The sequence below is a fragment of the Neorhizobium sp. T7_12 genome, assembly GCF_002968535.1.
GTDB lineage: Bacteria > Pseudomonadota > Alphaproteobacteria > Rhizobiales > Rhizobiaceae > Neorhizobium > Neorhizobium tomejilense.
The window spans coordinates 961646-985877 of the sequence record NZ_PVBK01000001.1; the positions used below are offsets into that span (position 1 = coordinate 961646).

General features: G+C 62.9%; 21 protein-coding genes. 6 read left to right on the forward strand and 15 right to left on the reverse strand.

Annotated elements, in window-relative coordinates; genetic code table 11:
• Nucleotides 1-19: 19 nt before the first annotated feature.
• The gene (gene mdlC / locus C5J26_RS33585) at nt 20-3103 is read right to left on the reverse strand and encodes a benzoylformate decarboxylase (protein ID WP_206051154.1); all 3084 of its coding nucleotides are present in this window, start codon (nt 3101-3103) and stop codon (nt 20-22) included.
• Nucleotides 3104-3240: 137 nt separating this feature from the next.
• Here mdlC and C5J26_RS04830 point away from each other — a divergent pair, with 137 nt between their 5' ends.
• A complete protein-coding gene (locus C5J26_RS04830; protein WP_172745752.1) occupies nt 3241-4140 on the forward strand; it encodes a LysR family transcriptional regulator in 900 nt (299 codons plus the stop codon).
• Nucleotides 4141-4159: 19 nt separating this feature from the next.
• Here C5J26_RS04830 and C5J26_RS04835 read toward each other — a convergent pair whose 3' ends face one another.
• The 11 genes from C5J26_RS04835 to C5J26_RS04885 form a co-directional block, all read right to left on the reverse strand.
• Nucleotides 4160-4345: a hypothetical protein gene (locus C5J26_RS04835; protein WP_105400720.1), complete on the reverse strand. Its 186-nt coding sequence runs from the start codon at nt 4343-4345 to the stop codon at nt 4160-4162.
• 100 nt (nt 4346-4445) lie between these two features.
• The gene (gene atzF, locus C5J26_RS04840; protein ID WP_105400721.1) at nt 4446-6284 is read right to left on the reverse strand and encodes an allophanate hydrolase; all 1839 of its coding nucleotides are present in this window, start codon (nt 6282-6284) and stop codon (nt 4446-4448) included.
• A complete protein-coding gene (locus tag C5J26_RS04845; RefSeq protein ID WP_038587764.1) occupies nt 6281-6634 on the reverse strand; it encodes a cupin domain-containing protein in 354 nt (117 codons plus the stop codon). Before C5J26_RS04845 ends, atzF begins: the two co-directional genes overlap by 4 nt.
• Entirely contained in the window at nt 6627-7310 is a 684-nt protein-coding gene (locus C5J26_RS04850) for a cysteine hydrolase family protein (RefSeq protein WP_105400959.1), read from the reverse strand. The genes C5J26_RS04845 and C5J26_RS04850 overlap by 8 nt, the downstream gene beginning before the upstream one ends.
• A gap of 11 nt (nt 7311-7321) precedes the next feature.
• Nucleotides 7322-8872 carry an ABC transporter ATP-binding protein gene (locus C5J26_RS04855; RefSeq protein WP_105400722.1) on the reverse strand — a complete coding sequence of 517 codons (1551 nt, stop codon included), beginning with the start codon at nt 8870-8872 and terminating at the stop codon, nt 7322-7324.
• Between the two features lies 1 nt (nt 8873).
• Nucleotides 8874-9929, reverse strand: a complete 1056-nt coding sequence (locus tag C5J26_RS04860; protein ID WP_105400723.1) for a ring-opening amidohydrolase — start codon at nt 9927-9929, stop codon at nt 8874-8876.
• Nucleotides 9929-10630 (reverse strand): cysteine hydrolase family protein, encoded by a 702-nt coding sequence (locus C5J26_RS04865; protein WP_105400724.1) that lies wholly within the window; start codon nt 10628-10630, stop codon nt 9929-9931. Before C5J26_RS04865 ends, C5J26_RS04860 begins: the two co-directional genes overlap by 1 nt.
• An 11-nt stretch (nt 10631-10641) precedes the next feature.
• Nucleotides 10642-11658, reverse strand: coding sequence for a formamidase (locus C5J26_RS04870; protein WP_105400725.1), 1017 nt, complete (start codon nt 11656-11658; stop codon nt 10642-10644).
• 29 nt (nt 11659-11687) lie between these two features.
• Nucleotides 11688-12614: an ABC transporter permease gene (locus tag C5J26_RS04875; protein ID WP_046633422.1), complete on the reverse strand. Its 927-nt coding sequence runs from the start codon at nt 12612-12614 to the stop codon at nt 11688-11690.
• Complete coding sequence (locus C5J26_RS04880; protein WP_105400726.1) at nt 12614-13744, reverse strand: ABC transporter permease; 1131 nt, start codon at nt 13742-13744, stop codon at nt 12614-12616. Before C5J26_RS04880 ends, C5J26_RS04875 begins: the two co-directional genes overlap by 1 nt.
• 23 nt (nt 13745-13767) lie before the next feature.
• Nucleotides 13768-14895 carry a BMP family ABC transporter substrate-binding protein gene (locus C5J26_RS04885; RefSeq protein WP_105400727.1) on the reverse strand — a complete coding sequence of 376 codons (1128 nt, stop codon included), beginning with the start codon at nt 14893-14895 and terminating at the stop codon, nt 13768-13770.
• 340 nt (nt 14896-15235) lie between these two features.
• On the opposite strand from C5J26_RS04885, the gene C5J26_RS04890 reads away from it, so the two are divergent.
• The gene (locus C5J26_RS04890; protein WP_105400728.1) at nt 15236-15910 is read left to right on the forward strand and encodes a GntR family transcriptional regulator; all 675 of its coding nucleotides are present in this window, start codon (nt 15236-15238) and stop codon (nt 15908-15910) included.
• 102 nt (nt 15911-16012) lie between these two features.
• Here the strand turns inward: C5J26_RS04890 and C5J26_RS04895 are convergent, their stop codons facing one another.
• The 3 genes from C5J26_RS04895 to C5J26_RS04905 form a co-directional block, all read right to left on the reverse strand.
• Nucleotides 16013-16750, reverse strand: coding sequence for a hypothetical protein (locus C5J26_RS04895; protein WP_105400729.1), 738 nt, complete (start codon nt 16748-16750; stop codon nt 16013-16015).
• 293 nt (nt 16751-17043) lie between these two features.
• The gene (locus tag C5J26_RS04900) at nt 17044-18489 is read right to left on the reverse strand and encodes a M81 family metallopeptidase (RefSeq protein WP_105400960.1); all 1446 of its coding nucleotides are present in this window, start codon (nt 18487-18489) and stop codon (nt 17044-17046) included.
• Between the two features lie 24 nt (nt 18490-18513).
• The gene (locus tag C5J26_RS04905; RefSeq protein WP_245441073.1) at nt 18514-19656 is read right to left on the reverse strand and encodes an ROK family transcriptional regulator; all 1143 of its coding nucleotides are present in this window, start codon (nt 19654-19656) and stop codon (nt 18514-18516) included.
• Nucleotides 19657-19791: 135 nt separating this feature from the next.
• On the opposite strand from C5J26_RS04905, the gene C5J26_RS04910 reads away from it, so the two are divergent.
• The 4 genes from C5J26_RS04910 to C5J26_RS04925 all read left to right on the forward strand — a co-directional run bounded on the left by C5J26_RS04910 (nt 19792) and on the right by C5J26_RS04925 (nt 24217).
• Entirely contained in the window at nt 19792-21327 is a 1536-nt protein-coding gene (locus C5J26_RS04910) for an ABC transporter substrate-binding protein (RefSeq protein ID WP_105400730.1), read from the forward strand.
• 87 nt (nt 21328-21414) lie between these two features.
• A complete protein-coding gene (locus C5J26_RS04915) occupies nt 21415-22335 on the forward strand; it encodes an ABC transporter permease (RefSeq protein WP_105400731.1) in 921 nt (306 codons plus the stop codon).
• A complete protein-coding gene (locus C5J26_RS04920) occupies nt 22335-23201 on the forward strand; it encodes an ABC transporter permease (protein ID WP_105400732.1) in 867 nt (288 codons plus the stop codon). The genes C5J26_RS04915 and C5J26_RS04920 overlap by 1 nt, the downstream gene beginning before the upstream one ends.
• On the forward strand, nt 23198-24217 hold the full coding sequence (locus C5J26_RS04925; RefSeq protein WP_105400733.1) for an ROK family protein: 1020 nt from the start codon (nt 23198-23200) through the stop codon (nt 24215-24217). The genes C5J26_RS04920 and C5J26_RS04925 overlap by 4 nt, the downstream gene beginning before the upstream one ends.
• Nucleotides 24218-24232 lie beyond the last annotated feature (15 nt).

Sequence of the window (24232 nt, forward strand, 5' to 3'; positions counted from 1 at the left end):
CTGTTTGGACTCTATGGCCTCAGGCCATGTGGATCGTCTTGACCTCGAAGTAGTTTTCGAGGCCTTCGGGACCACCCTCGCGGCCGATGCCGGACTGCTTGAACCCGCCGAAGGGATGATGGATGTCGACGATCATGCCGTTGACCGTCACGCTGCCGGTCCGCATGCGGCGGGCAAACGCATAACCACGCTCCGGATCGGAGCTGAAGACCGCGCCGGACAGGCCGTATGTCGTGTCATTGGCGATCTTTGCGGCTTCGTCATCGTCCTTGTAGCTGATGATGGAGACGACCGGGCCGAAGATTTCTTCCTGGGCGATCTTCATGTCCATCGTCACGTCGGTGAAGACGGTAGGTTCGATGAAGTAACCGCGGTCGAGACCGGCCGGACGGCCGCCGCCGCAGGCAACCGTCGCACCGCCTGCACGGCCGGCAGCAATATAGCCTTCGACGCGGGCAAGCTGGCGCGCCATGGTGAGCGGGCCCATCTGGGTGGTGGGATCCGCCGGGTCGCCGACCTTGATGTTCTTCACCGCGCCGACATAGAGGTCGATGAATTCCTGTTTGCGGGATTCCGGCACCAGGATGCGAGTCAGCGAGAAGCAGACCTGGCCGGTGATTGGCATGGAATAGACCATCAGCGCCGGCAGGGCCTTGGCGAAGTCGGCATCGTCGAGAAGCACGGCCGCGGACTTGCCGCCGAGTTCGAGGCTGACGCGGGCAAGGCGGTCGGCGCAAGCGGCGGCGATCGTCTTGCCGGCAATGGTCGAGCCGGTGAACGACACCTTGTCGATACCCTGGTGGCGGACGAGGTAATCGCCGCCTTCGCGGCCGGCCGGAACGAGGTTGAAGACGCCCTTGGGCAGCCCGGCCTTTTCGATGCATTCGGCCAGAAGATAGGCGTCCAGCGGGGTTTCCGGCGAGGGCTTGGCGACAACCGTGCAGCCGGCGGCAAGCGCTGCCGAGACCTTGTAGTTGAGGAGCACCATCGGCGCGTTCCACGGCGTGATCGCGGCGCAGACGCCGACCGGCTCGCGCACGACACGGACTTCGCCGCCATCGGCGCGCTTGCGCTGATCGACGAACTCGTCGTTCTCGATCAGGCCTGCATAATAGTTGTAGAGGCCGGGGTTCTGGCCGACGAGCTTCTTGGTCAGGAAGATCGGCGCGCCGACCTGGGTGGTCCAGGCATTGGCGATCTCGTCGAGGCGGGCGGTCAGGAGGTCGGCGATCTTGCGCAGGTAACCGGCACGTTCCTTGAAGGTCATGCGCGGCCAAGGGCCATTGTCGAAGGCATCGCGGGCCGCGGCAACGGCCTTGTCGATATCGGCGTTGCTGGCTTCGGGATAGCTCATCAGCACTTCTTCGGTCACCGGCGAGATGACGTCGAGCTTGTTGGTGCCGAGCGGGGCGACCCATTCACCGCCGATGAAGAACTTTTCGGGAGTTTTCAGGACCTGTTCGTTTCTGACAGCGACATTCATTTCAGTCTCCTCCTCGGATAGAATGATTTCCAAAAGCCGCGGCCCCTTCATCTTGAGAAGGTCCCGCAGGCATGACGACAGTTCGTCGCCCTTTTCGCAGCGAACGGCCTTGCAGCCCTGCGCTTTGGCAATTTGCACGAAATCCATGTGGCCGATGTCGACGCCGTCGATGCGGCCGGAGCCACTCCGCTCGGCAATCGCCTTCAGCACCTTGTAGCCGCCGTTGTTGAGGATGACGATCATCAGATCGGCATCGTATTCGACGGCGGACCAGATCGACTGGATGGAATAGAGGCTCGATCCGTCGCCGATGACGGCGATGACCGGCTGTTCCGGCTTGGTCAGGGCCGCGCCGACCGAGCCGGGCAGAGCGTAACCGAGGCCGCCGCTGGCGGTCGCGAAAAAGCCGCCGGGCCGTTCGATCGGGAAGAAGTCGTGCAGCGCGTCACGGCCGCTTGGGGCTTCCTCGAAGACGATGCTGTCAGGCGAGCGAACGTCGGCGAGCGTCTGGTAGAAAAATTCCTGGGTGATGCCCTTCGGTGTTTTCAGGCGCGGAATGGTGCGGGCCGGTCCGCTCGTTCGTTGCGGACGGCAGTGCAGGCGGTAGACGAGGCTTTCCGTGGCGGCGCGCAGGTTCGAGACCATCGCGTTGCCGACGATGGCGCTCGCGGCCTGGGCCGGGTCGTCGGTGATCAGCCACAGTTCCGCACCTGCCGGAATATCCGGGCCGGAGCCGGCGAAATGATAGGTGAAGGCCGGCGCGCCGAGCACCAGCACGAGATCGGCGCCATGCAGGCAGTTCGCGAGCTTCGGCTGGAAGGCCGGCAGGAAACCGGCAAACAGCGGATGGCGCTCGGGAAAACTGCAGCGGGACGAAAGCGGGCTTACCCACACCTTCGCCTGCAGGATTTCCGCAAGCCGCACCGTGGCGTCCCAGGCATTGTTGATATCGACGCCCGGTCCGACAACGAGCACCGGCTCCTTAGCATCGTTCAGCCGGTGGGCCAGATCGTCGAGCGCCGAGGCTGGGGCGCTGATCACCGTTTCCACGTCGCGGATGGCGATCGGGGCTGCCTGTGCCTGCCAGTCGCTCAACGGAACCGATACCATGACCGGGCCGCGTGGCGCCTGCATCGCCATATAGTAGGCGCGGGCGATCGCCGCCGGCACGTCTTCGGCGCGGGCCGGTTCGCAGGCCCATTTCACATAGGGCTTCGGAAACGCGGTCGGGTTTTCGGCGAACAGGAACGGGTCGTGGGGGAGCAGTTCGCGGCTCTGCTGACCGGTGGTGATGATCAGCGGCGCGCGGTTGCGGTAGGCCGTGTAGATGTTGCCGAGCGCATGGCCGAGGCCGGCGGCGGAATGCAGGTTGACGAAGGCCGGCTTGCGGCTCGTCTGCGCGTAGGCGTCCGCCATCGCAACAACGATCGATTCCTGCAGGCCGAGCACGTAGGAAAAATCGTCCGGCACGTTGACGAACATCGGCAATTCGGTGGAACCCGGATTGCCGAAAATGCGGTCGATGCCCTTCTGCCTCAGAAAGTCGAAAACCGCCTCGCTTACGGTCTGTCCACGCAGCTTCGTGCTGCTGGACAGGAAATCCAGCGACATCTTGTTCATAGCTTCGAGGCCTCCTCCCGGCCTTCAGGGCTGCCACCCTGAGCGCATGTCTTGTGGTGGGAAGTGTCGCAGATAGCGCCCTATCTTGGAATTGAAGAATTTCCAATAATCCATTACATCAAGGCATGACTTTGGATGTGCGATCGGCTCAAATCGTTCTGGAATGCGCGCGGCGCGGCAGCCTCGGCGCGGCCGCCACCGCCTTGAACATGACTCAGCCGGCGATAACACGCATGCTGAAGCGGCTGGAGGACAGCTACGGCGTTCCTCTTTTCGAGCGCACGACGCGCGGCGTGGTGCCGACCGTTTTCGGAGATGCCCTGCTTCCCTATGCCAAACTGGTCGTTTCCGAGATCGGCAATGCAACAGACGTGATCCAGCAGATGCGCGGCGCCAGCCGCGGCGTGGTGCGGATCGGCGGGGTGGCGAGCGTCGTTGGCGGCTTCATCATCGCGGTGATCGGCGAAATGCGCAAACAGCATCCGGAAGTGCAGTACCAGGTCATCGAGGACCTGGAGGACCGGGTGCTGGAAGGGCTGAAGGGCGGAACGATCGATATCGCGATTTCGCCTGAGCCCTATCTCGACGACGACATTATCATGGCGACGCCTGATATCATGCACGATACGGTGTCGGTTTTTGCAAGGTCCGATCATCCGATCATCAAACGGGAGCACGTGACGCTCGCGGAAGCTGCAAAGTTCGACTGGGCCATGCCTCCACCGGGCACACCGACCGTCAGGGAGTGGCAGCGGCGGTTTCATGACAATGCGCTGGAGCCAAACGCGCCGTCGATCGTCTCCCGCTCAGTGCCGGTTCTGAAAGCCGCTGTTCTCTCGGAAGCGATGTTCTGCTGGATGCCGCTGCCCCTGGTGCGCGAGGAGGTGGAACGGGGCGACATGGCACGCGTCAACGTGCCCGAACTCGACTGGCAGCGGACGTTCCGCGTCTACCGCCGCAAGAAGGGCCTGATGACGCCGCCGACGGTCAATCTGCTGCAATGCATTCGCCGCGTCAGCGAGACCTGGTCGATGTAAGGGCAGGGCGATTTAGGCTCTACCTCTGCTTGGCACCTGCGCTCTTGCCGTCCGAACTCTTCGATCTTTCCTCGAAACGGTCGGCTCCCTTGGCGAGGTCCGATCCCTTCCGAGCTTCGACCTTCTTCTCTTCCTTGCGGGTGCTCTGCTTCAGACCACGTGCGGATTCCCGACCCTTTTCGGTCGGCGCCTGTTCGATACCCATGATTTCTCCTCCAGCGCCTGATTGGCGCAGCAGTCGAACGGGCGGCGCGTGAAGGCGTTCCCTCACATGCGCATCTTTTCCGGATCTGCGTCCCGTGTGATCAGCCGACGTTGCCGACCCGCGGCAGCGACGCGAACTCCTTGAGGTAGGCCCGCCAGCCGCCATAGGCGGTGATGTCGAGCGCGCCCTGAAGTGCGAACGGTTCGGCCAGAAACCCCTTGGCGGAGGTGCCGTCCGACAACGTGACGGTGCCGATGCCGAGCGGCGCCGGGATCGCCGCGACGAACAGGCCGAAGCCCGCCGGCGTCAGTTTCCAGACCTCGACCTCGATCTCGCCGCCTTCGCCTTCGGCGACGCGGACCATGCCGGGTTTCGGCGGCACCGTGCCGGCCAGCGCATAGAGCCTGTAGGCGGCAGAAGTCCGGGCAGTGCGGGAAAAGGTGCCGTCGAGATCGGTCAGCTGATGGTTGAGCGGCATGCCGGAAAGGTGCGCACCGACCACGATGACGTCGATCAGGTCGTCGCTTGCGACGACTGCTGGCGTTTCGGATGGCGCCGGAAGCGGCCAGCCGGTGGCGCCGAGAGAAAGCCCGCTCGCGTGGTGAAGGTCGCGGGCGACGGACGCGGTGAGACCGTCGCGACCGAAAGCCGCGAGCAGCGTGACGCTTGCCGGCAGGCCATCGGCACGGGTGCCGGTCGGCACGGCGATGCCACACATGTCGAGCAGATTGACGAAATTCGTATAGGTTCCAAGCCGCGAGTTTTCCCGGATCGGCTCCGCATCCAGGTCGGCACGGGTGTAGTGGGTCGGCGCGGTCGGCGCGCAGAAGAGATCGACGGATGCGATCAGAGGCGCCAGCGTCTTCTTCAGGGCCTGCAGTGCATATAGACCCTTGAAGGCGTCGGCCGCGGAGAGCGATTTGGCGCCGCCGTAGATTTTTCGCGTCACCGGGTGGAAACTCTCTTCCTTCGTGTCGAAGAACGGCTTTACCGCGGCATAACGCTCGGCGACCCAGGCGCCTTCGTAGAGCAGGTTGGCGACCTTGTAGAAATCGCCGAACGGCACTTCGACGATCCGATGTCCGAGCCTTGCGAGCATCGATACGGCGTCGCCGTAGGCGGCCTCCATGACCGTATCGCCAAAGAACTGCAGGTCTGCCCTGGCCGGCACGCCGATCGTCAGCACCGGCGCTGCCGAACCGAATCCGGTCACTGGGGCAACCTTCGAATAGGCGTCGGTCTCATCGTATTTCGCGGCGACGGAGAAGACCTTCCAGGCGTCGTCCGCAGTCAGAGCGAAGATCGAGACGCAGTCGAGCGTGCGGCAGGCGGGAATGACGCCTGTGGTCGACAGCGCGCCGACGCTCGGCTTCAGTCCGACGATATTGTTGAGGCCAGCCGGAATGCGCCCCGAGCCGGCGGTATCGGTGCCGAGTGCGAAGCTGACGATGCCCTGCGCGGTTGCCACAGCCGAACCGGAAGACGAGCCGCCCGGCACGAGCCTCGCGTCGATGGCGTTTTTGGGGATCGGGTAGGGCGAACGGACACCGACCAGACCGGTCGCGAACTGGTCGAGATTGGTCTTGCCGATGACAAAAGCACCGGCTGCCTTGAGCAGGCCGACCACAGTCGCGTCCTTCTTGGGCATGTAGGCATAGTCCGGGCAGGCGGCTGTGGTCGGCATGCCGGCGACGTCGATATTATCCTTGACCGCGAAGGGAATGCCGAAGAGCGGTTTCGCCGGATCAAAGGCGCCGAGGCTTGCGGCTTCCGCCAGCGCCGTCTCCCTGTCGGCCAGGTGGATGAAAATGCCGGGATCATCGACCTCGGCGATCCGCGCGAAAACCGCCTCGACGATCTGCGCGACACTGCCGCCATCCTGGTAGAATGCGTGAAGCGAGGCGATGTCGAAGGCGGGCGTCTGTTCCGGCAAGCTCATGCCATTTCCTCTTCCAGTATTGTCACCGGCCGGTCCCACTGGATCAGCACGACGCAGCCGGTATCGCTCCAGACGGAGTGTTCGGTGCCGGGCGCATTGACGATATAGCTGCCGCGGCCGTAGTCGCCGGCCTCGTCGGATTGCACGCCCTCGAGCACCAGAATGGTTTCGAGGCCTTCATGGCGGTGGCGGGGAACGCCGGCGCCGGCCTCGTATTTCAGTAGCGCCACACCCGGCTGGTCGCCCTCGAAGGGGCGGATCCAGTGGATCGTGACCTCGTCGCGGAAAGGCTCGAATTCCAAGTCTTTCCATCCACCTAGCGTCAGAAGTTCGCGGGTTGATTCAGGCATCGGTCATCCCCTTTGGCGTGATCCCGTCCAGAATGTCGTCGACATGAGCGGTCCAGCCGACGATCGCGCCCTGGGCGCGGATCATGGCGATGGCGGCGGCCTTGAACTCGGGAAAATAGCTCTCGGTCGCCTCTTCGGCGAGCAGGCATTCGTAGCCGCGGTCGTTCGCCTCGCGCATCGTCGTCTGGACGCAGACTTCCGTTGTCACGCCGGCAAAGACGAGCTGGCTGATGCCTTTCGCCTTCAGCACGTCACCCAGTTCGGTGGCGTAGAAGGCGCCCTTGCCGGGCTTTTCGATCACCACCTCGCCACCGATCGGCGCGAGTTCGGAGATGATCGCCGTGCCCGGTTCGCCTGAAATCAGAACCCGACCCATCGGGCCGAGATCGCCGATCCGGAGCGTTGGATTGCCGCGGTCGCGCTTGGCGGGCGGCAGGTCGGAAAGGTCCGGCTTGTGGCATTCCATCGTGTGGATAACCGGCAGGCCGGCATCGCGAAACCCCTGGATGAGGCGTTTGACGTCCGGCACGATCCTGGTGATGCGGCCGACATCGTTGCCGAGGCTGGCGCCAAAACCGCCAGGCTCGGCGAAGTCGCGCTGCATGTCGATGACGATAAGCGCCAGCGTTTCCGGTTTCGCCGGGAAGGCGAAGGGTTCTGCCTTGATCTCGATTATCCCCTCGGCCATCAGTGATGCCCCGCCATATGGGCGCCGATGACGCCGATATCGGCGGCGCGGATCGGTGTTTCGTAGACCAGCTTGCCTTCCGAGATCACCATGATGCGGTCCGACATTTCCAGCAGCTCGTCGAGGTCTTCCGAGAGCAGCAGCACGGCGGTGCCTGAGTTGCGGGCCCGCATGATGCGGGCGCGGATTTCGGCGACTGCGGAGAAATCCAAGCCGAAACAGGGGTTGGAGACGATCAACAGATCGACGTCGCCGGTGAGTTCGCGCGCCAGCACCGCCCGCTGCACGTTGCCGCCGGAAAGCGCTGATATCGGCGAGGAGGACGAGGCGGTCTTGACCTTGAAATCCGAGATCAGCGAGGAGGCGCGCTTCTTCATTTCGCCCTTGTTCAGCCAGATCGCATCCTTGCCGTCACCCTTCAGGTCGAAGGTGCGGAAGGCAAGGTTTTCGCTGACCGTCATTTTTGGCGCGCAGGCGTTCTGCAGCGGTTCTTCGGGAATGAAGCGGACATTGTTCCTGCGGGTCTCGGGGCGGGTCGCGCCGTAGGTCTCGCCGTTGACGGTCACGGTGCCCCTGTCGGTCGGGCGCTGGCCGGCGAGGATCTCGGTCAGTTCCTTCTGGCCATTGCCGGAAATGCCGGCGATGCCGACGATCTCGCCGGATCGGACCGTCAGGTTGTCGATCTCGATCGTCTTCAGCCCGGAGCGATCCGGCGCCTTGACCTGTTCGACCTTCAATACCGACTTCGCAGCCTCGGGCACCGGCAGGCGGCTGTCGAGTTCTGCAAGCTTGACGTCGCCGATCATCATTCCCGCCATATCGGAGGTGGAAAGTTCGCTGACCTTGCCGGTGCCGACCAGCTTGCCGCGACGCAGGATCGAGACCGCATCGGCAAACTTCGTCACCTCGTGGAACTTGTGGCTGATCATCAGCACTGTCAGTTCGCCGCGCTCGGTCATGCCGCGCACGATGCCGAGCATCTCGTCGGCTTCGGCCGGCGTCAGCACCGAGGTCGGTTCGTCGAGCACGAGGAAGGAACGGCCGAGATAGAGCTGCTTGACGATCTCCAGCTTCTGCTTCTCGCCGGCCGCCAGCTCGCTCACCGGCCGTTCGAGCGGGATCTGGAACGGCATGCGCTCCATGAAGGCGGCAAGATCCTTGCGCTCCTTCGCCCAGTTGATCACCGAGGGCACGGAGGTGCGGCTGATCACCAGGTTTTCGGCGCCGGTCAGCGACGGGACCAGCGTGAAATGCTGGTAGACCATGCCGAGCCCGTAGGTCGCGGCATCCTTGGGCGAGGCGACCGAGACTTCACGGCTGTCGACCGAGAGCGAGCCGGATGTCGCGTGGTAGAAGCCCATGATGCATTTGACGAGCGTCGACTTGCCGGCGCCGTTTTCGCCGAGCAGAGCATGGAACGAACCGGCGGGCACGCTGATCGAGACGTTGTCGAGCGCGGTGAAGGAACCGAACCGCATGGTCATGCCGAGCGTTTCGATGCCGACCGCCTTGCCGGCCTGGGGTAGGGGCGTATCGCGGACGATGCTCACTTCAAGTCTCCTTTTCGACGATAATAGCGACGGGGCCGCCGCCGGGTGGTCCCTGATGCTCGGCGCCGCCCGAGACGTAGAGGTCGGTCATGCCGAAAACGCCCGCGAGAACGCCGCCGACGAAAGCGCGGGCGTGGCGCGTGCCGGAAATGTCGGAATCGTCCAGCATCGTATGGCGCTTGCCGCCGATCTTGCCGGAAGGGTCCGGCTCGGCCTTGGCGAGAACCGCTGCAAGGCGGCTGTGTTCCGGCAGGCGTTCACGCGCCCGGCGGACTGAACGTGCGTCGATCGCGTTTTCCATGACCGCATGATCGATCGCGAACGGGCCGGACCACTGGGAGCTCATGCCGAGGACGATGATCTCGTGGTCGATCAGTTCGACACCGGCCGATGTCGAGGCGCAATTCGAGAAGAGGGCAAAACGGATACCGATATCGGCATCGGCGATTTCCGCTTCGTCGACCTCGCCAAGCGCCACCGCGACGCCGAGCGCGGAGGCGCCGCGCGACAGGCCCATCGACTTCAGCGTGTCGCGGGTCGCGACGGTGGCGCCCGCGGCCTCCGCCTCGGAGATCCGGCGCGACGTCAGCAGCGGGCATTTGATCTGGACGAAATGCACATCCGCCGGGTCGTCGATACCGGCATCCCGCATTGCCGCCCTGACCCCGTCGGCGACGAGCAGAACCTGTTGCCGGCGTCCGAGATGATGGGTGGGCAGAACGGGTGTGCGGGAGGCACCGATTGCAAGCGCTCGTTCGCCGGGCGCTTCCACAGTTTCGCGGGTGAAGATCGTCCAGTGCGGCGAAAGCGCGCCTTCGGTTCCACCCGACATGACGGTTGAAACCCCATCGACACCATGCCTGTGGAACAAGTCGTCGAAGCTGCGGGTCGCATATCCACGGCTGAAATCGTTGACGCAGCCGTTGCCTTCGGTCTTGCCGAGCACCGCCACGACGTTCTTCGCCGCAAGACCGCCCGCAAACAACGCCTCGACGCCGGCGACATCGTCCGGGCCGTCGGCGGGTATGCGATAGACGTGGGCACGCAGCGAAGGCATCAGGGCAGGGCCTTCACGAGTGCTTCGGAATTGGAGACGGCACCGAAGACGCCGCCCTGCATCTTGACCATCTTGATGGCAGCGAGGTGATTTCCGTAGTCGGTGGCGCCGCAGCAATCCTCGAGCATCAGGCATTCGAAGCCGCGGTCGTTCGCCTCGCGCATCGTCGTCGAGACGCAGACATCGGTGGTGATGCCGGTCAGCACGATGTTTTCGATGCGCTTCTGGTTGAGGATGAGTTCCAGGTCGGTGGCGCAGAAGGAGCCCTTGCCCGGCTTGTCGATGATGACTTCACCTTCGATCGGATAGAGCTCCGGGATGATGTCCCAGCCGGGCTCGCCGCGGGTGAGGATGCGGCCGCAGGGGCCGGGATCGCCGATGCCGGCGCCGATGCGCTGCGAGCGCCAGCGCTTGTTGGCGGGCAGGTCGGCGAGGTCGGGCCGGTGGCCTTCGCGCGTGTGGATGATGTGATAGCCCTTGGCCCGCATGGCGGCGAGCACCACCTTGATCGGCTCGATCGGTGCCTGGACCAGCGACAGGTCGTAACCCATGTGGTCGACATAACCGCCCTTGCCGCAGAAATCGGTCTGCATGTCGATGATGATGAGGGCGGTGTTCTGCGGTCTCAGATCGCCGTTATAAGGCCAGGCATAGGGATCGGCGTCGATATAATGCCCTTTGGTTTCAACCATCGCGTCCATCATTGTCTCTCCTATTCGCCAGCCAGCTTGAACGTCTCGCCATAAGACCGCACGGGTTTGTCGAAGCCGCAGGAGGTGCCGTCGGTGACCTTCACCGCGTCCTCCCAGGGCAGCCTGTATTTTCCGGCGATCAGATCGTGCATGTAGGTGTAGGGCGCATCGCCGGCTCCGCCTGCGACCGCGACGTAACCGCGATGGCCGAACTGGTAGATGTTGTTCTCGACGCCCCAGCCGAGCCGGGCCTCACGCACCAGGTCAGGCCGCACTTCGGCGGTGATGATCTCGTTGACGCGGCCGGATGTGCCGTGGGCGATGATCGTGCCGTCGAAATTGCAGACCATGCCTTCGCCCATCGAATCGAACGTGCCGTCAGAGCCGCACATGCACACACTCGCCGTCACCATCAGGTTGCAGAAGGCGTTTGACTGGTTGGTGAATTTCCAGCTTTCGCGGATCGGCGCGGTGTAACCGGCGGTGCGGATCATGATCTCGGCGCCCTTGTAGGCGCATTCGCGGGCCATTTCCGGAAACATGCCGTCATGGCAGATGATCAGCGCGAGTTTTGCGCCCTTCGGCCCGTCGATCACCGGAATGCCGAAATCGCCCGGCTCCCAGGGTTCGACCGGCACCCAAGGATGCATCTTGCGGTAATAGAGCTTCAGGTCGCCGTTATCGTCGATGACGATGCCGGAATTATAGGGCATGCCGCCGGGGTTCAGCTCCATGATCGAGAAGCAGCCGCAGATGCTGTTTTCCTTGCAGGCCTTCCGGAACGCTGCGACTTCCGGGCCGTCGAGCGTGCACATGATCTCCGGATTGATATCCATCGAAAGCCCGTGCAGCGCGTATTCGGGAAACACCACGAGATCCATGCCAGGCTGGTTGCGCCGGGCCTTGGCGACGAGATCGACGATCACCTGTGTCTGCCGGGCGAGATCCTCCCTGGTGACAGTAACCGGAAGCTGGAGCTGGACGAGGCCGATACCGACGCCGTGCTCCGATTTGTTGAGGCCGCCGAGCCCGTTCATAGAATATGCCCGTTCATGACCGGTCTCCCTTATTTCGTCAGCGACAGCGCGCCTGGCGCGCCTGCCAGCGAGCGGGTGGGCGAAGAGGTGGCAATCAAGATGATCAGGGTGAGCACGTAGGGTGCCGCGTAGAACAGGTAATAACCTTGCGTGACGCCGACCGATTGCAGGGCAGGCCCAAGTGCGCCGGCACCGCCGAACAGCAGCGCGGCAAGGAAACAGCCGATCGGGTTCCAGCGGGCGAAGATCACCAGCGCCACGGCCATCAACCCTTGCCCGGAGGAAATGCCCTCGTTCCAGGAGCCGGGATAATAGAGCGACAGATAGGCGCCGCCGATCGCGGCCAGCGATCCACCGGCGGCAGTCGCCAGCAGCCGCACCCGGTCCGGGCTGATGCCCATGGCGCGGGCTGCATCGGTGCTGTCGCCGACGACGCGGAGGATCAAGCCGATGCGGGTGTTCTTGAAGGCCCAGAACAGGAAGAGGGCCAGCGCAGCGCCGATGAAGAACAGCACGTTGATGTTGAGCGCCGCCTGAACCTGCGGCACCGCCGACCAGCCGCCGAGCGGAATGGAGGGCAGTTTTGGCGCCACCGGCTGGATGAAGGATTTTCCGAGGAAGAAGGCGAGGCCCAGGCCGAACTGCATCATCGCAATGCCGATGGCGATATCGTTGACCTTGGGCCATTTGCAGATCCAGCCGTGGATCGTGCCGAACATGGCGCCGGTCGCCATCGCCGCCAGCACGCCCAAGGTCGGCGAACCGGTCATCACAGCCACCGCATAGGCGGTCATAGCGCCGAAAACGAGCGTGCCTTCGAGCCCGAGATTGATGCGGCCGGAACGCTCGGTGATCGTCTCCCCGAGCGAGACGAAGATGAAGGGGGTGGAGACGCGGATGGCGCCTGCGAAGATCGCCAGCGGCACGCCCCAGAGGCCGATACCTGTGTCTTCCATCAGAGGCTCCTTTTCCAGAGGTCGGGATTGAAGATCTTGAAGCGGCCGTAAAAGGTCTCGCAGAAGAGGATGACGATGAAGAGCGTGCCCTGCAGCACCAGAACCGTCGCATCCGGAAGCCCCATGCGCCGCTGGATCAGGCCGCCCGATGCGGCGATGCCGCCGAGCAGGATAGCGACCGGGATGATCGCCAGCGGATTGTGGCGCGCCAGGAAGGCGACGAGGATGCCGGTATAACCGTAGCCGGCGGCGAGCGACGCGTTGGCGCTGCCCTGAACCGCCGCGACCTCGATCATGCCGGCGAGGCCGGCGAAACCGCCGGCAATGGCGGTGAAACCGACGATCAGCTTGCCGACCGGCAGACCTTGGATCTGCGCGGCGCGGACGTTGCCGCCGGCGATGCGGGCGGCGAAGCCGAAGCTGGTGATCTCGATCAGCACCCAAGAGAGGATGCAGGCGACGACGCCGATGACCAGGCCCCAATGCACGTCCATGCCGGGGATCTGGCCGAGCATGTATTCTTTCGGCAGAGGTTTGGTGGAGGGCTTGTTGAGGCTGGCCGGGTCACGCAGCAGCCCTTCGACGAACTGGTTCATCAGAGCAATCGCGATATAGGCCAGAAGCAGCGAGGAGATCGTTTCGTTGACGCCGCGATAGTGGCGCAGGAAACCGGCAAAGCCGATCCAGATGCCGCCGACGACCATGGCGGCGAAACCCATGAAGATGAACAGCACGATCGGCGGCACCACGCCGACGAAGGGCATGGCGCTGGCCGCCGCCGCGACGCCTCCCAGCACGACCGCGCCTTCCGCGCCGATGATGACGAGCCCGAGGCGTGCCGGCAGCGCGACGCAGAGCGCGGTGAGCAGCAGCGGTGCGGCCCGGGAAAGGCTGTTCTGGATCGAGAACCAGCTTCCGAAACCGCCCGTGTACATGAGCTGGAAAAGGGTGACCGGCGACTTGCCGATCGCCAGGATGAAGAGGGAGAAAAGCGCCAGGCCGATCAGGATCGCCACGAGCCCGATCGCCACGGGTTCAGCCCGTCGCGCCAGCCATTCGAGGACGGGGCGCAGCGAAGCACCGCTCCCCGTTGCTATCGATAGTCCCGGATCGTTCGCTTCGACCGTCATGGCGCTTCTCCTTCACCTCGAGATCAGGACGTGGACCCGACGACGCCCTCGACCAGGTAACCCATGCTTTCGAGCTCGATCGCATCCTCGGCAAACGACTTGCCGGCGGTGACGACGACATTGCCCTTGTTATCCTTGATCGGGCCCTTGAAGACCGAGAACTTGCCGGTCATGATTTCGGCAAGCGTCGCCTCGAAATTCTTGCGACCCTCGGCAGAGACGGCCGGTCCGAGCGGGCTCATCTTGACGAAGCCGTCCTTCAGGCCGCCGCGGACGAAATTGCCGAGCTTGCCGCCGCTCTGGGCCGCCTTGATGAAGTTCGTATAGACATTGCCCCAGGCCCATTCGGCGCCGGTCAGGTACTTGTCCTTGGCAAGCGCGCTCTGGTCGGCATGGTAACCGCAGACGAAGGCGCCGCGACGGGCGGCGGTCTCGACGACCACCTTCGGGCTGTCCACATGGCAGGTGATGACGTCGGCGCCCTGGTCGACCAGCGCGTTGGTGGCTTCGGCCTCCTTGACGGCGAGCGACCATTCGCCGGTGAAGATCACCTGGCAGGTGATGGTCGGATCGACCGAACGGGCGCCGAGCAGGAAGGAATTGATGTTCTGGACCACCTGCGGAATGGGCTTGGCGGCCACGAAGCCGATCTTCTTGCTCTTGGTCGCATAGGCCGCGGCTATGCCGTTCAGATACTGGCCCTGGCCGATATAGCCGAAATAGGAGCCGGTATTCATCGGGTTCTTGCCCTCGGTCCACAGGCCGCCGCAATGGCGGAACTGCACTTTTGGATATTTCGCGGCCATCGCCAGCATATGGGGGTCGAAATAACCAAACGAGGTCGGGAAGAGCAGGGTGGCGCCGTCGAGATTGATCATCGACTCCATGGTCTTCTGGACATCGACGGTTTCCGGAACGTTTTCCTCTTCGACCAGCGTGATGCCCGGCATCTTCTTGATGACGGCGGCACCCTCGGCATGCGCCTGGTTGTAGCCATAGTCGTCCTTCGGGCCGACGTAGATGAAGCCGACGGTCAGCGCCGTCTGCGCCATGACCCGCGAGCCGATCAGGCCGGGGACGGCACCAGCAGCCAGGCCGGCGGCGGAAGCCTGGAGGAAATTGCGGCGATTCATGGGAAGGAGTTTGGTCATCGGCATGCTCCTTGCGGCTCTGGGCCGGTTTCGAACGGGTACAGTAAAGTGCATGCAATGTGCGTGCCAGAACTCAAGCCTTTGGTATAGAATAGAAATTTTACAAGCCGAAAACTCTGCAACGGAAAGTGCATACAGATTCATCGCATTTTCGCTTAAGAAATAATCAATAGTTATTATTTGCTCAACAATTCTCGGGAGGGGCAATACGGCAATCGCCGGTGGTGCCTTTCCGACATCGGAAAGCTGAAAGTTACCGTGACGTTGGCGGCGTTATTTGACTTATGGAGTCCGGAACGGCATCTGTATGCAAATTGTGAAGTTTAAACAGAATCGTCCCGTGAAGCAGGCTAGGCGCAGAGAAGTCATCCGTACCGGAACCACCGTCGAACAGATGGTGCGGGCGATTGCCGACATGATCGTCACGGGCGCCCTCCTGCCGGGCGAGAAGCTCGACGAGATTTCGCTCGCCTCACGCTTCGAGGTTTCTCGAACCCCGGTGCGCGAGGCCCTGCGCGAACTCGGTGCCATGGGGCTTGTGGGCCGCGAGCCGAACCGCAGCGCCGTCGTCACCAACGTCACCGAGACCCATCTCCACTCGATGTTCGAGGCGATGGCCGAGCTCGAAGGTATTTGCGCGCGGCTGTCGGCGGAACGGATGACGGTGGACGAGCGGCGGGCGCTGGAGCTCGACCACCGCGGCTCGATGCGGCTGGTGCATTCAGGCGCGGAAGAGGAATATGCGGCGCACAATACCGAATTCCACACAAGGCTCTATCGCGGCGCCCATAACGACCATGTGTTCGAGATGGTGACCCAGACGCGGGCGCGGCTCGCACCCTTCCGCCGCGCGCAGTTCCGCCTGCCGGGGCGCCTTGCTAAATCCTATGAAGAGCACGATCAGATCGTCATGGCGATCATGCGCGCTGATGCGGTCGCGGCAGGGCAGGCCGCCTATTCGCATGTGGCGATCGTCAGCGATGCCAGCGCGGTGTTTGCAACGGCTGGGGAGTAGGCAAGGGGTTTTCTCAGGTCGGGTTCAGGCAAGCAACTTTGCAGCAAAAGCCGATTTTGATAAGCCTCGTCGCCCCATCAACTCTCACACGTCAGGGGTGGCTCATTCCGTGGCAGGATTCATCTCATGTTGCAATTTCGCTAAGTCGAGAGTCAGCTTTCCGAGCTCCGAAAACAATGCCTCTGCGAACTGTACCAACATCAATGAGGCCAAGACACTTTGCGCGTTTCCCTCGGAATCCACCTCGTCTACGTAAGTCGTCGTATGGGTGATCTTGTCGCGTCGAGAAAACATCCTCGTGTGGCCAGAGGCATTAGGATGGCATCGCTCTGACATCCGCTCAAAGTGAGCCAATACACCCGGAATGATCCGGTCCAATTTACCAATCACCGTCATGACGTTTTGCGCTGCGATTTCTGGATATTCGATAACCAGTACCCTATCACGAGTAGCAAAGGTGCTGCTGGCTAAAATCTCGTTGAGTGCAGCTAAATCCTTGGTTGCTAAATGAGTGACTGTGCGGTCCTTGAGGAGGGATATGGTGGCTACGGTTTCTATGATGGCCCTACCAGCCAAGAAAGTTCCGAGCGCACTTTTGTTATTCCAGCAGATTGCAACAGCGTCGGCCAAATGAACAATACGATGCTGGAGACCTTGGCTATAAACAGCGAGCTTCCATGCCATCTTTGACCTTAGAAATGGTCCGGCAATATTGATCTCGATCGCTCTGCTGTCTGAGAGGCGGCTCAGAATTCGATTGATATCGTCCACTGTTCCCTTGTCCTCGGGCGAAAGGCGGTCGTCCCATATGAAGCGTGCAGGTTCTTTAAGTTTAGCCATCTTAAAGTTCCTATAGTTTCATCTCGGCGCGCTAGGATCTGTACCAATATAATCACCTTTTTCGCCGCTTTGCCATGTTTGCCTCCGCCGCCGAAAAAGGCCTACTGCGCGGGCGAGTAAGTGCCGTGCCGACGCTTTTCTCAAGCATCGAATGAGCTAGGATTCGCGGATATCCAGGTAATGCCATCTGATCTTGTCAGGCTTTCCGCCTGCCCGGAAGGCTAGGAATTCCTCGTCTTCCCTCCACAAAACGTCAGCGCCGTGAGGCGGCGCCAACCGATTTCAGGGGATGCTCATTCCCGACCCGCGGACCGCGCCGAGACGAACACCTGTGGCTCGTAGGCAAAATCCTTGTCGAAGGGATAGGTCGGCTTCAGCTTGCGGTGGCGTTCCAGGCGTTCGACGAACTGGTCGACGACGCCGGGTGACAGGGCCATCAGGTTCGGATTGGCGATCGGGGCCAGTTCCGGGGAGAGATAGCCCGACTTCACGACGATGATCTTTGCGCCGTTCGGGTCGAGGCCGAGGCGGGTGAAATCGGCGATGTAGTGGTAGGGGCGGCGTTTGGCGGAGAGGACCAGTTCGATGCCGCCGATCGTGACAACCGCCTGCCGGTCGGCAAGGTCGGTGGTCTCGTGGAGGAACTGGACCTTGACCTTCGCCTTGACCGGCTTGCTGCCGATCGTGTCGAGCGAAGCGCCGATCGAGAGGTCGAGTTCGGCGCCGACGCCGGCCGCGTAGCAGGCCTCTGTCGCCGCCTTGTCGGCGATGCCGGCGAAGATGACGCCGGTTGCCTTTTTCGCGATCAGGTCGGCCAGCACTTCGGCACGATCGCCGACGCCGCCACCGGTCGGGTTGTCGCCGGATTCTGCAAGCACGACAGGGGCGGTTTTTGAGGCGATCGCCTTGTCGACACATTCCTCAATCGAACCGGTCTCGCAGCCGAACACGAATTTTTCGCGCGCATCCCAATAGGCTTTTGCGACGCGCCTGGCTTCCCGCTCGAGGACGGCGCGGTCAGTGCCGGTCATGATCGCGGCGGCCGTGCCGCGCGGCTCGTCGGCCCAGACGTAACCGACCATCAGCGAGGCATCCCAGACGCCGTCGATCGCGTCGATTTCCGGCATCATCTCGTAGAGGCTTTTGGCCGGCTCATCGACCGTCGAGGTGCGCTCGCCGGGCAATACGACCGGGATCGGTGCCCAGAGAAGGACCGGCTTGACGCCTGTCTTCAGGCTTTCGACCAGCATTTTCACCGAGCGACGCATCGTCTCCTCGACATCGATATGCGGCGCGGTGCGGTAGGTTGAATACATGTCGAGCGCGTCGATGATCCGCTGGCTGACATTGCCGTGCAGGTCGTAGCTGGCCGAGATCGTGCAATCCGGGCCGACCAGATCGCGGGCGGCGGTGATCCAGTCGCCCTCGGCATCCTCCATGCCCTGCACATACATGGCGCCGTGCATGGCGAGGTAGAGGCCGTCGAGCGGCAACAGAGGTTTCAGTCGGTCGAGGAACTCGGCCTTGAAGCGCTCGTAGGTCGAGCGGGAAACCGGGCCGCCGGCAATGGCGCGGCAATGGATGGTCGGCAAGAATTCGGCGTCGTAATCCTTGAGGAAGGCGAAATAGGGCGCTGCCGTCAGCTCCTCGCCGCGCACGACGCGGAAATCCTTTTCCTCGTTGAGAACCGGATTGTAGGTGCTGCATTCGATATGGATGCCGCCGACAGCAATGCGCAAGGGCATGGACATTGGGGGGAAACCTCAGTTGGAGTTGGGGCCGATCAGGAAATTATGGGCTGCGATGCTGGCAGCACCTCTGGCCCAGACGTCGCCATCGACACGCTTGATGCGGATCGGCGTCTGGCCGGCGTAACGCGGCAGCACGTTGGTTTCGATGGCCTGGTTGACCACCGTGCCGAACAGGCCGTCGAACGAGCCTTCGACATGGGTGATCAGGATCAGGCCGGGGTCGTTGATCTGGATGAGGTTGGCGATCGCCAGCCCGAGCGCCGAGCCGGCGCGGTGCAGGATGCGGATCGCGGCGGCGTTGCCGGTCGATGCTTCGTATTCGATATCCGACAGCGAGGTGCATTCGAGGCCCTCGGCGCGCGACATTTCCTTGATCGCCTTCATGGAGGAGACGGTGTCGAGGCAGCCGCGCTTGCCGCAGCGACAGGGGGAACCGCCGGGCTCGATGGTGCAATGGGCGATCTCGCCGGCGCCGCCGTGATTGCCGCGATAGAGCTTGCCGTCGATGAAATGGGCGCAGCCGATGCCGTCGCCGAGCGAGACCACGCTGAAACTCTGGATTTCGCGAGCGCTGCCGAACAGCTTTTCGCTGACGGCGACCGCCTTTGCGTCGTTCTCGATGAAGGTCTCGACGCCGGAGCGCTGGCGGATGATCTTTGCGAGAGGTACGTCCTGCCAGCCAAGCAGGGTGGACTGCACGCAATTGGCCTGGGATTCGTCGACGAAGCCGGACAGGGCGACGCCGATGCCCGAGAGTTTTTCCTTGGCGTCCGGATGGGCTTCGAGAAGGCTCGGGAGGCCTTCGGTGATCGCTTCGGCGATGACATGCGGATCGCGCGACAGCGGCATCGACTGGCGGGTGATGATCTTGCCGTTGAGGTCGCTGAGGATCATCGGCGCCGGGTCTTCGAGCAACGAGATGCCGACGAAGAAGGCGCATTCCGGATGCAGGTCGAGCCTCACCGACGGCCGGCCCTGGCCGTAGACCGTCTCCGTCTCGTGCAACACGCCGAGGTCGATCAGGTCGCGGGCAATGCCGCTCATTGCCGCTTTGCTGAAGCCCAGCAGGCTCGCCATCTCGGTCCGGCTGAGCGGGCCGGACTCGCTGATGACGCGCACAAGCTGGCGCTGGGAGGAGGTAAGCAGAGCGTTCAAGGCAGCTGTTTTCTGTTTGTGAAGGTGGGTTGACACTAAGTTCAGAAAATGAACAAATCAACGCCAATAAATTATAAAAATGATCTAAGGCGGCAACGACCGCCCTCGTGTCAACAAAACCAAGGGTGAACGACCATGACCATATTCCTGAAAAGTCGCCATTTCACGCTTGCCTGCGCGGTTGCGGGCAGCCTCGTGTTTCCGGTTGCCGTAAGCGCCGCGACGCTCAACGTGATGCAGACCGAAGCGCCGCGTTCCATGGATCCGGGCGACCAGACCGCGACCTATACCGCGGCCCTGCTCGACCCGATGTATGAAGGCCTCGTCAAGCGCGATCCCGATCTGTCGATGAAGCCCGCGCTTGCCACCGAATGGTCGGCCGACGCTTCCGGTCTGGTCTGGACCTTCAAGCTGCGTCCGGGCGTAAAATTCCATGACGGCACGGCCTTCGACGCCGACGCCGTGGTCAAGAATTTTGCCCGCCACCTCGATACCAAGCGCGGCCTCGCCGCCAGCGGTCGGCTGCGGACCTTCCTCGAAGGTGTCACCGCCGTCGACCCGACGACCGTCCAGTTCAAGCTGAAGACGCAGTATCCGGCCTTCCTCGCGCTACTCACGACTGGTCCCTGCCTGATGGTCAGCCCGACCGCGGATGCCGCCGGCACGGTCGGCTCCAAGGCTGTCGGCACCGGTCCCTACAAGTTGCAGGAATACAAGTCCGGCGAATACGTGCTGCAGACCAAGAATTCCGATTGGTGGGGCGGAGCCCCGAAGGGCGAAGATCAGATCAAGTGGAGCTGGACGGGCGAGCCTTCGGTCATGAACATGGCCCTGCAGACCGGCGATGCCGATGTCATCAATCCGTTCCCGGCCGCCTTTGCCGCGCAGGTCAAGGCAAACCCTGAGATGAAGCTTTCGACGACCGATGGTTCGGCCGTGTTCTGGGTCTCGCTCAATACCAAGCTGAAGCCGCTCGACGACGTCCGCGTCCGCCAGGCGCTGAACTATGCGACCGACCGCGACGGCCTCGTCAAGGCGTTCATGAACGGTTATGCGACGCCGGCCAGCTCTCCGCTCGCCCCGGTCACCCCCGGGTATGACAAGTCGCTGAATCCCTATCCGTACAATGTCGAGAAGGCCAAGCAGCTCCTGAAGGAAGCCGGTTACCCGGACGGCTTTGCCATGTCGACCATCGTCCAGGAGCAGGAATCGCGCATCGGCGAACTGCTGCAGGCGATGTGGGCGAAGGCCGGCGTCAAGCTGGACGTGCGCAAGATGGAAGGTGGCGTCTGGTCGAAGGCGGCTTTCCAGGATCCGGCCGGCAAGGAGAAGGACAATATCGGTTCGTCGATCGCCTCCTGGTCTTCCGGCGTCAACGGCGCCGACCTGCAGTTCCGCCCGCTCTATTACACGAAGAGCGCGTCGCCCGCCGGTGCGAACCTCGGCTTCTTCTCCGATGCCAAGCTTGACGAGTTGATCGACAAGGCTGCCTCGACGCTCGACGAAAAGGCGCGCAACGCGATCTATGTCGACGCCCAGAGGCAAGTGAACGAGCAGGCTCCGCATGTTCTGCTCTATACCAAGCAGGACCTGTTCGCGACGCGCGCCAGCGTGAAGGGTGCCTGGGTCATTCCGGGCGGCCTGATCGTCGTCAAGGACGCCAAGAAGTAATATCAACAATACGGCGGATGGAGAAATCCGTCCGCCGTTTCCTTTTATGAAACATGGGGCCGGGAAACCGGGTTCCAGGACAGGCGCATGAAAGCCTACATCCTCAAGAAATTGCTGGCTCTGCCGTTGATCCTGGTCGGCGTATCGCTGCTGGTCTTCGTGGCGATCCGCGCTCTGCCGGGTGATCCGGCGCGGCTGATGGCCGGACCCGAGGCGACCCAGGAGGCGGTCGACAACATGACCGTCCGGCTCGGCCTCGACCGCAGCCTGCCGGCGCAATACGCCTCGTTTGCCTATGGGGCGGTGAGGGGTGATCTCGGCACCTCGATCAAGTCGAAGTTGCCGGTCGTTGCCGAAATCAGCGAACGCCTGCCGTTCACGATCGGGCTGGCGATCACCGCCTATCTGATCGCCATCGGCATCGGCGTGCCGGCCGGGATGATCGCTGCGATCTACCGGCATGGCTGGCCGGACCAGTTCGTGATGATTCTTGCGATTGCCGGCGCCTCGATCGCCAATTTCTGGCTGGCGCTGATGGCGATGAATACGTTTTCCGTGCATCTTGGCTGGCTGCCGCTGCTCGGCGCCAGCTCGTGGAAAAGCTTCATCCTGCCGTCGATCACGCTTGCCGTGCTGCCGACGGCCGTCATCGCCCGCATGACGCGCTCCAGCATGATCGAGGTGATGAGCCAGGATTATATCCGCACGGCTTACGCCAAGGGCGTGGCGCCCAGCAAGATCTACTGGAGCCATGCGCTGCGCAACGCGCTCATCCCGATCATCACCATCGTCGGATTGAATTTCGGCAGCCTGATGGGCGGCGCTGTCGTGACCGAATCCGTCTTCAACTGGCCGGGTATCGGACGGTTTCTGGTCGATGCAGTGCGCTACCGGGATTATCCCGTCATCCAGGGCGTGACGCTGGTCGCGGTCACCGGCGTAGTGATGATGAATTTTCTCGCCGAGCTGCTGATCGCCGTCCTCAACCCGAAGATAAGGTTCGACTGATGGCGTCCGTTGACACCGATATCGCATCGCGGCGCCCGGCCGTTCTGCGGGGACTGCGCTGGATGGCGACCCATCGCAGCATCACGCTCGGTGGCCTGCTGATCGGCGTCATCGTTCTTGCGGCCATCTGCGCGCCGCTGATCGCACCCGCCGATCCCTATATGCAGGATCTGCTGGCGACCATGGAACCGCCGTCGCTGGCGCATCCGTTCGGCACCGACGACAACGGTCGCGACATCTTCGCCCGGGTCATCTTCGGGGCGCGCATCTCACTGCTTGAAGTGGTCCTGGCCGTAGGGCTGGCGGTGCTGGTCGGCGTGCCGCTCGGCATCCTGTCGGGCATGAGCGGCCGGTATGTCGACCAGGCGATCATGTGGACGATGGACATCCTGTTTGCCTTTCCGGGCATCGTGCTCGCCATCCTGATCGTCAGCGTGCTCGGCACCAGCCTGATCAACCTTTTGATCGCCATTGCCATTTTCTCCGTGCCGGTCTACGCCCGGCTCAGCCGAAACCTCACGCTGGGCCTGAAGCGCATGGATTATGTCGAAGCCGCCGTCTCGCTCGGCATCTCGCGCCGCCGCATCATGAGCCATTATATCCTGCGCAACGCGATCGGGCCGATCATCGTGCAGTCGACGCTGACCGCCGGCACGGTCATCCTGTCGGCCGCAAGCCTGTCGTTCCTTGGCCTCGGCGCCCAGCCGCCGCTTCCCGAGTGGGGCGCGATGATGAGCGACGGCCGCAACTATCTTGGCCTCAACATCTGGATGTCGCTGTTTCCGGGGCTGGCGATCATGATCACCGTGCTCGGCTTCAACATTCTCGGTGACGGTCTTCGCGATCTTCTGGATCCGCGCAAATGAGCATCGCCGCCACACCCCGTACGACAGGCCAGCCAGCAATTGGCAGCGTCGGGCCGGCAAAACCGGTCTTCTGCGTCGATATCGGCGGGTCGTTCATGAAATTCGCGGTCTCGCCGGCGCCGGGCGCGCTGGTGCCGCTGGAGAAGGTGGCGACGCCTGCCGCCAATTGGGACGATCTTGCGGCTTCTCTCGCGACGCTTATCGAGCGCAATGTGCAGGCGGGTGATCCGGCTTCGCCGCTGGCGCTGTCGATTGCCGGCCTCATCGACCCTCGGACCGGGTTTGCCACCTCGGCCAATATTCCCTGCATTACCGGAAGGCGGATCGGCGACGAGCTCTCAGGCATCCTCGGACGGCCGGTGCTGGCCGCAAACGATGCGGACTGCCTGACGCTCGCCGAGGCCAACGAGGGGGTAGGGCGAGGCCATGCGGTCGTCTTCTGCGCCATCATGGGCACCGGCATCGGCGGGGGACTGGCGATCGACGGACGGCTGGTGCGCGGCGCCGGCGGGGTCACCGGCGAGTGGGGTCACGGCCCGATCCTCAACACGACAGTCGAGCTCGGCGGCGAGACGCTGCATATTCCGCGCTTTTCCTGCGGTTGCGGCCAGTCCGGCTGCGTCGACACGATCGGCGGGGCGCGCGGCATCGAGCGGCTGCATCATTTCCTGCATGGCTGCGAAGAGACGAGTTATCGAATCCTCGAGGATTGGCAGGCGGACGAGGCGAAGGCGGCGAGGACCGTTGCCGTCTATCTCGAACTGATCGCCGATCCGCTGGCGCTGTCGGTCAATGTCACCGGCGCCTCTATCGTGCCGGTGGGTGGCGGGCTTGCCTCGGTCACGCCGCTCATCGATGCGCTGGACCGGGCGGTGCGCAAGCGTATCCTCAATCGCTTCGATCACCCGCTGGTGACACCGGCGCTCAGGCTGGAGGATGGCGGGCTGGTCGGGGCCGCCGTGCTCGGCCATCAAAGCGCCGGCTACGGTCGCGAGAGTGCCGTTCAAGGTCATTAAAGCGCCTTTCAGCGG

Bases quoted from the DNA above. Each gene is read 5' to 3' on its own strand.
- C5J26_RS04895 (WP_105400729.1), bottom strand. From the start codon at position 16,750: ATGGCTAAACTTAAAGAACCTGCACGCTTCATATGGGACGACCGCCTT.
- atzF (WP_105400721.1), bottom strand. From the start codon at position 6,284: ATGAGCTTGCCGGAACAGACGCCCGCCTTCGACATCGCCTCGCTTCAC.
- C5J26_RS04845 (WP_038587764.1), bottom strand. From the start codon at position 6,634: ATGCCTGAATCAACCCGCGAACTTCTGACGCTAGGTGGATGGAAAGAC.
- C5J26_RS04835 (WP_105400720.1), bottom strand. From the start codon at position 4,345: ATGGGTATCGAACAGGCGCCGACCGAAAAGGGTCGGGAATCCGCACGT.
- mdlC (WP_206051154.1), bottom strand. From the start codon at position 3,103: ATGAACAAGATGTCGCTGGATTTCCTGTCCAGCAGCACGAAGCTGCGT.
- C5J26_RS04925 (WP_105400733.1), top strand. From the start codon at position 23,198: ATGAGCATCGCCGCCACACCCCGTACGACAGGCCAGCCAGCAATTGGC.
- C5J26_RS04860 (WP_105400723.1), bottom strand. From the start codon at position 9,929: ATGCCTTCGCTGCGTGCCCACGTCTATCGCATACCCGCCGACGGCCCG.
- C5J26_RS04910 (WP_105400730.1), top strand. From the start codon at position 19,792: ATGACCATATTCCTGAAAAGTCGCCATTTCACGCTTGCCTGCGCGGTT.
- C5J26_RS04865 (WP_105400724.1), bottom strand. From the start codon at position 10,630: ATGGACGCGATGGTTGAAACCAAAGGGCATTATATCGACGCCGATCCC.
- C5J26_RS04915 (WP_105400731.1), top strand. From the start codon at position 21,415: ATGAAAGCCTACATCCTCAAGAAATTGCTGGCTCTGCCGTTGATCCTG.
- C5J26_RS04885 (WP_105400727.1), bottom strand. From the start codon at position 14,895: ATGACCAAACTCCTTCCCATGAATCGCCGCAATTTCCTCCAGGCTTCC.
- C5J26_RS04875 (WP_046633422.1), bottom strand. From the start codon at position 12,614: ATGGAAGACACAGGTATCGGCCTCTGGGGCGTGCCGCTGGCGATCTTC.
- C5J26_RS04880 (WP_105400726.1), bottom strand. From the start codon at position 13,744: ATGACGGTCGAAGCGAACGATCCGGGACTATCGATAGCAACGGGGAGC.
- C5J26_RS04920 (WP_105400732.1), top strand. From the start codon at position 22,335: ATGGCGTCCGTTGACACCGATATCGCATCGCGGCGCCCGGCCGTTCTG.
- C5J26_RS04870 (WP_105400725.1), bottom strand. From the start codon at position 11,658: ATGAACGGGCTCGGCGGCCTCAACAAATCGGAGCACGGCGTCGGTATC.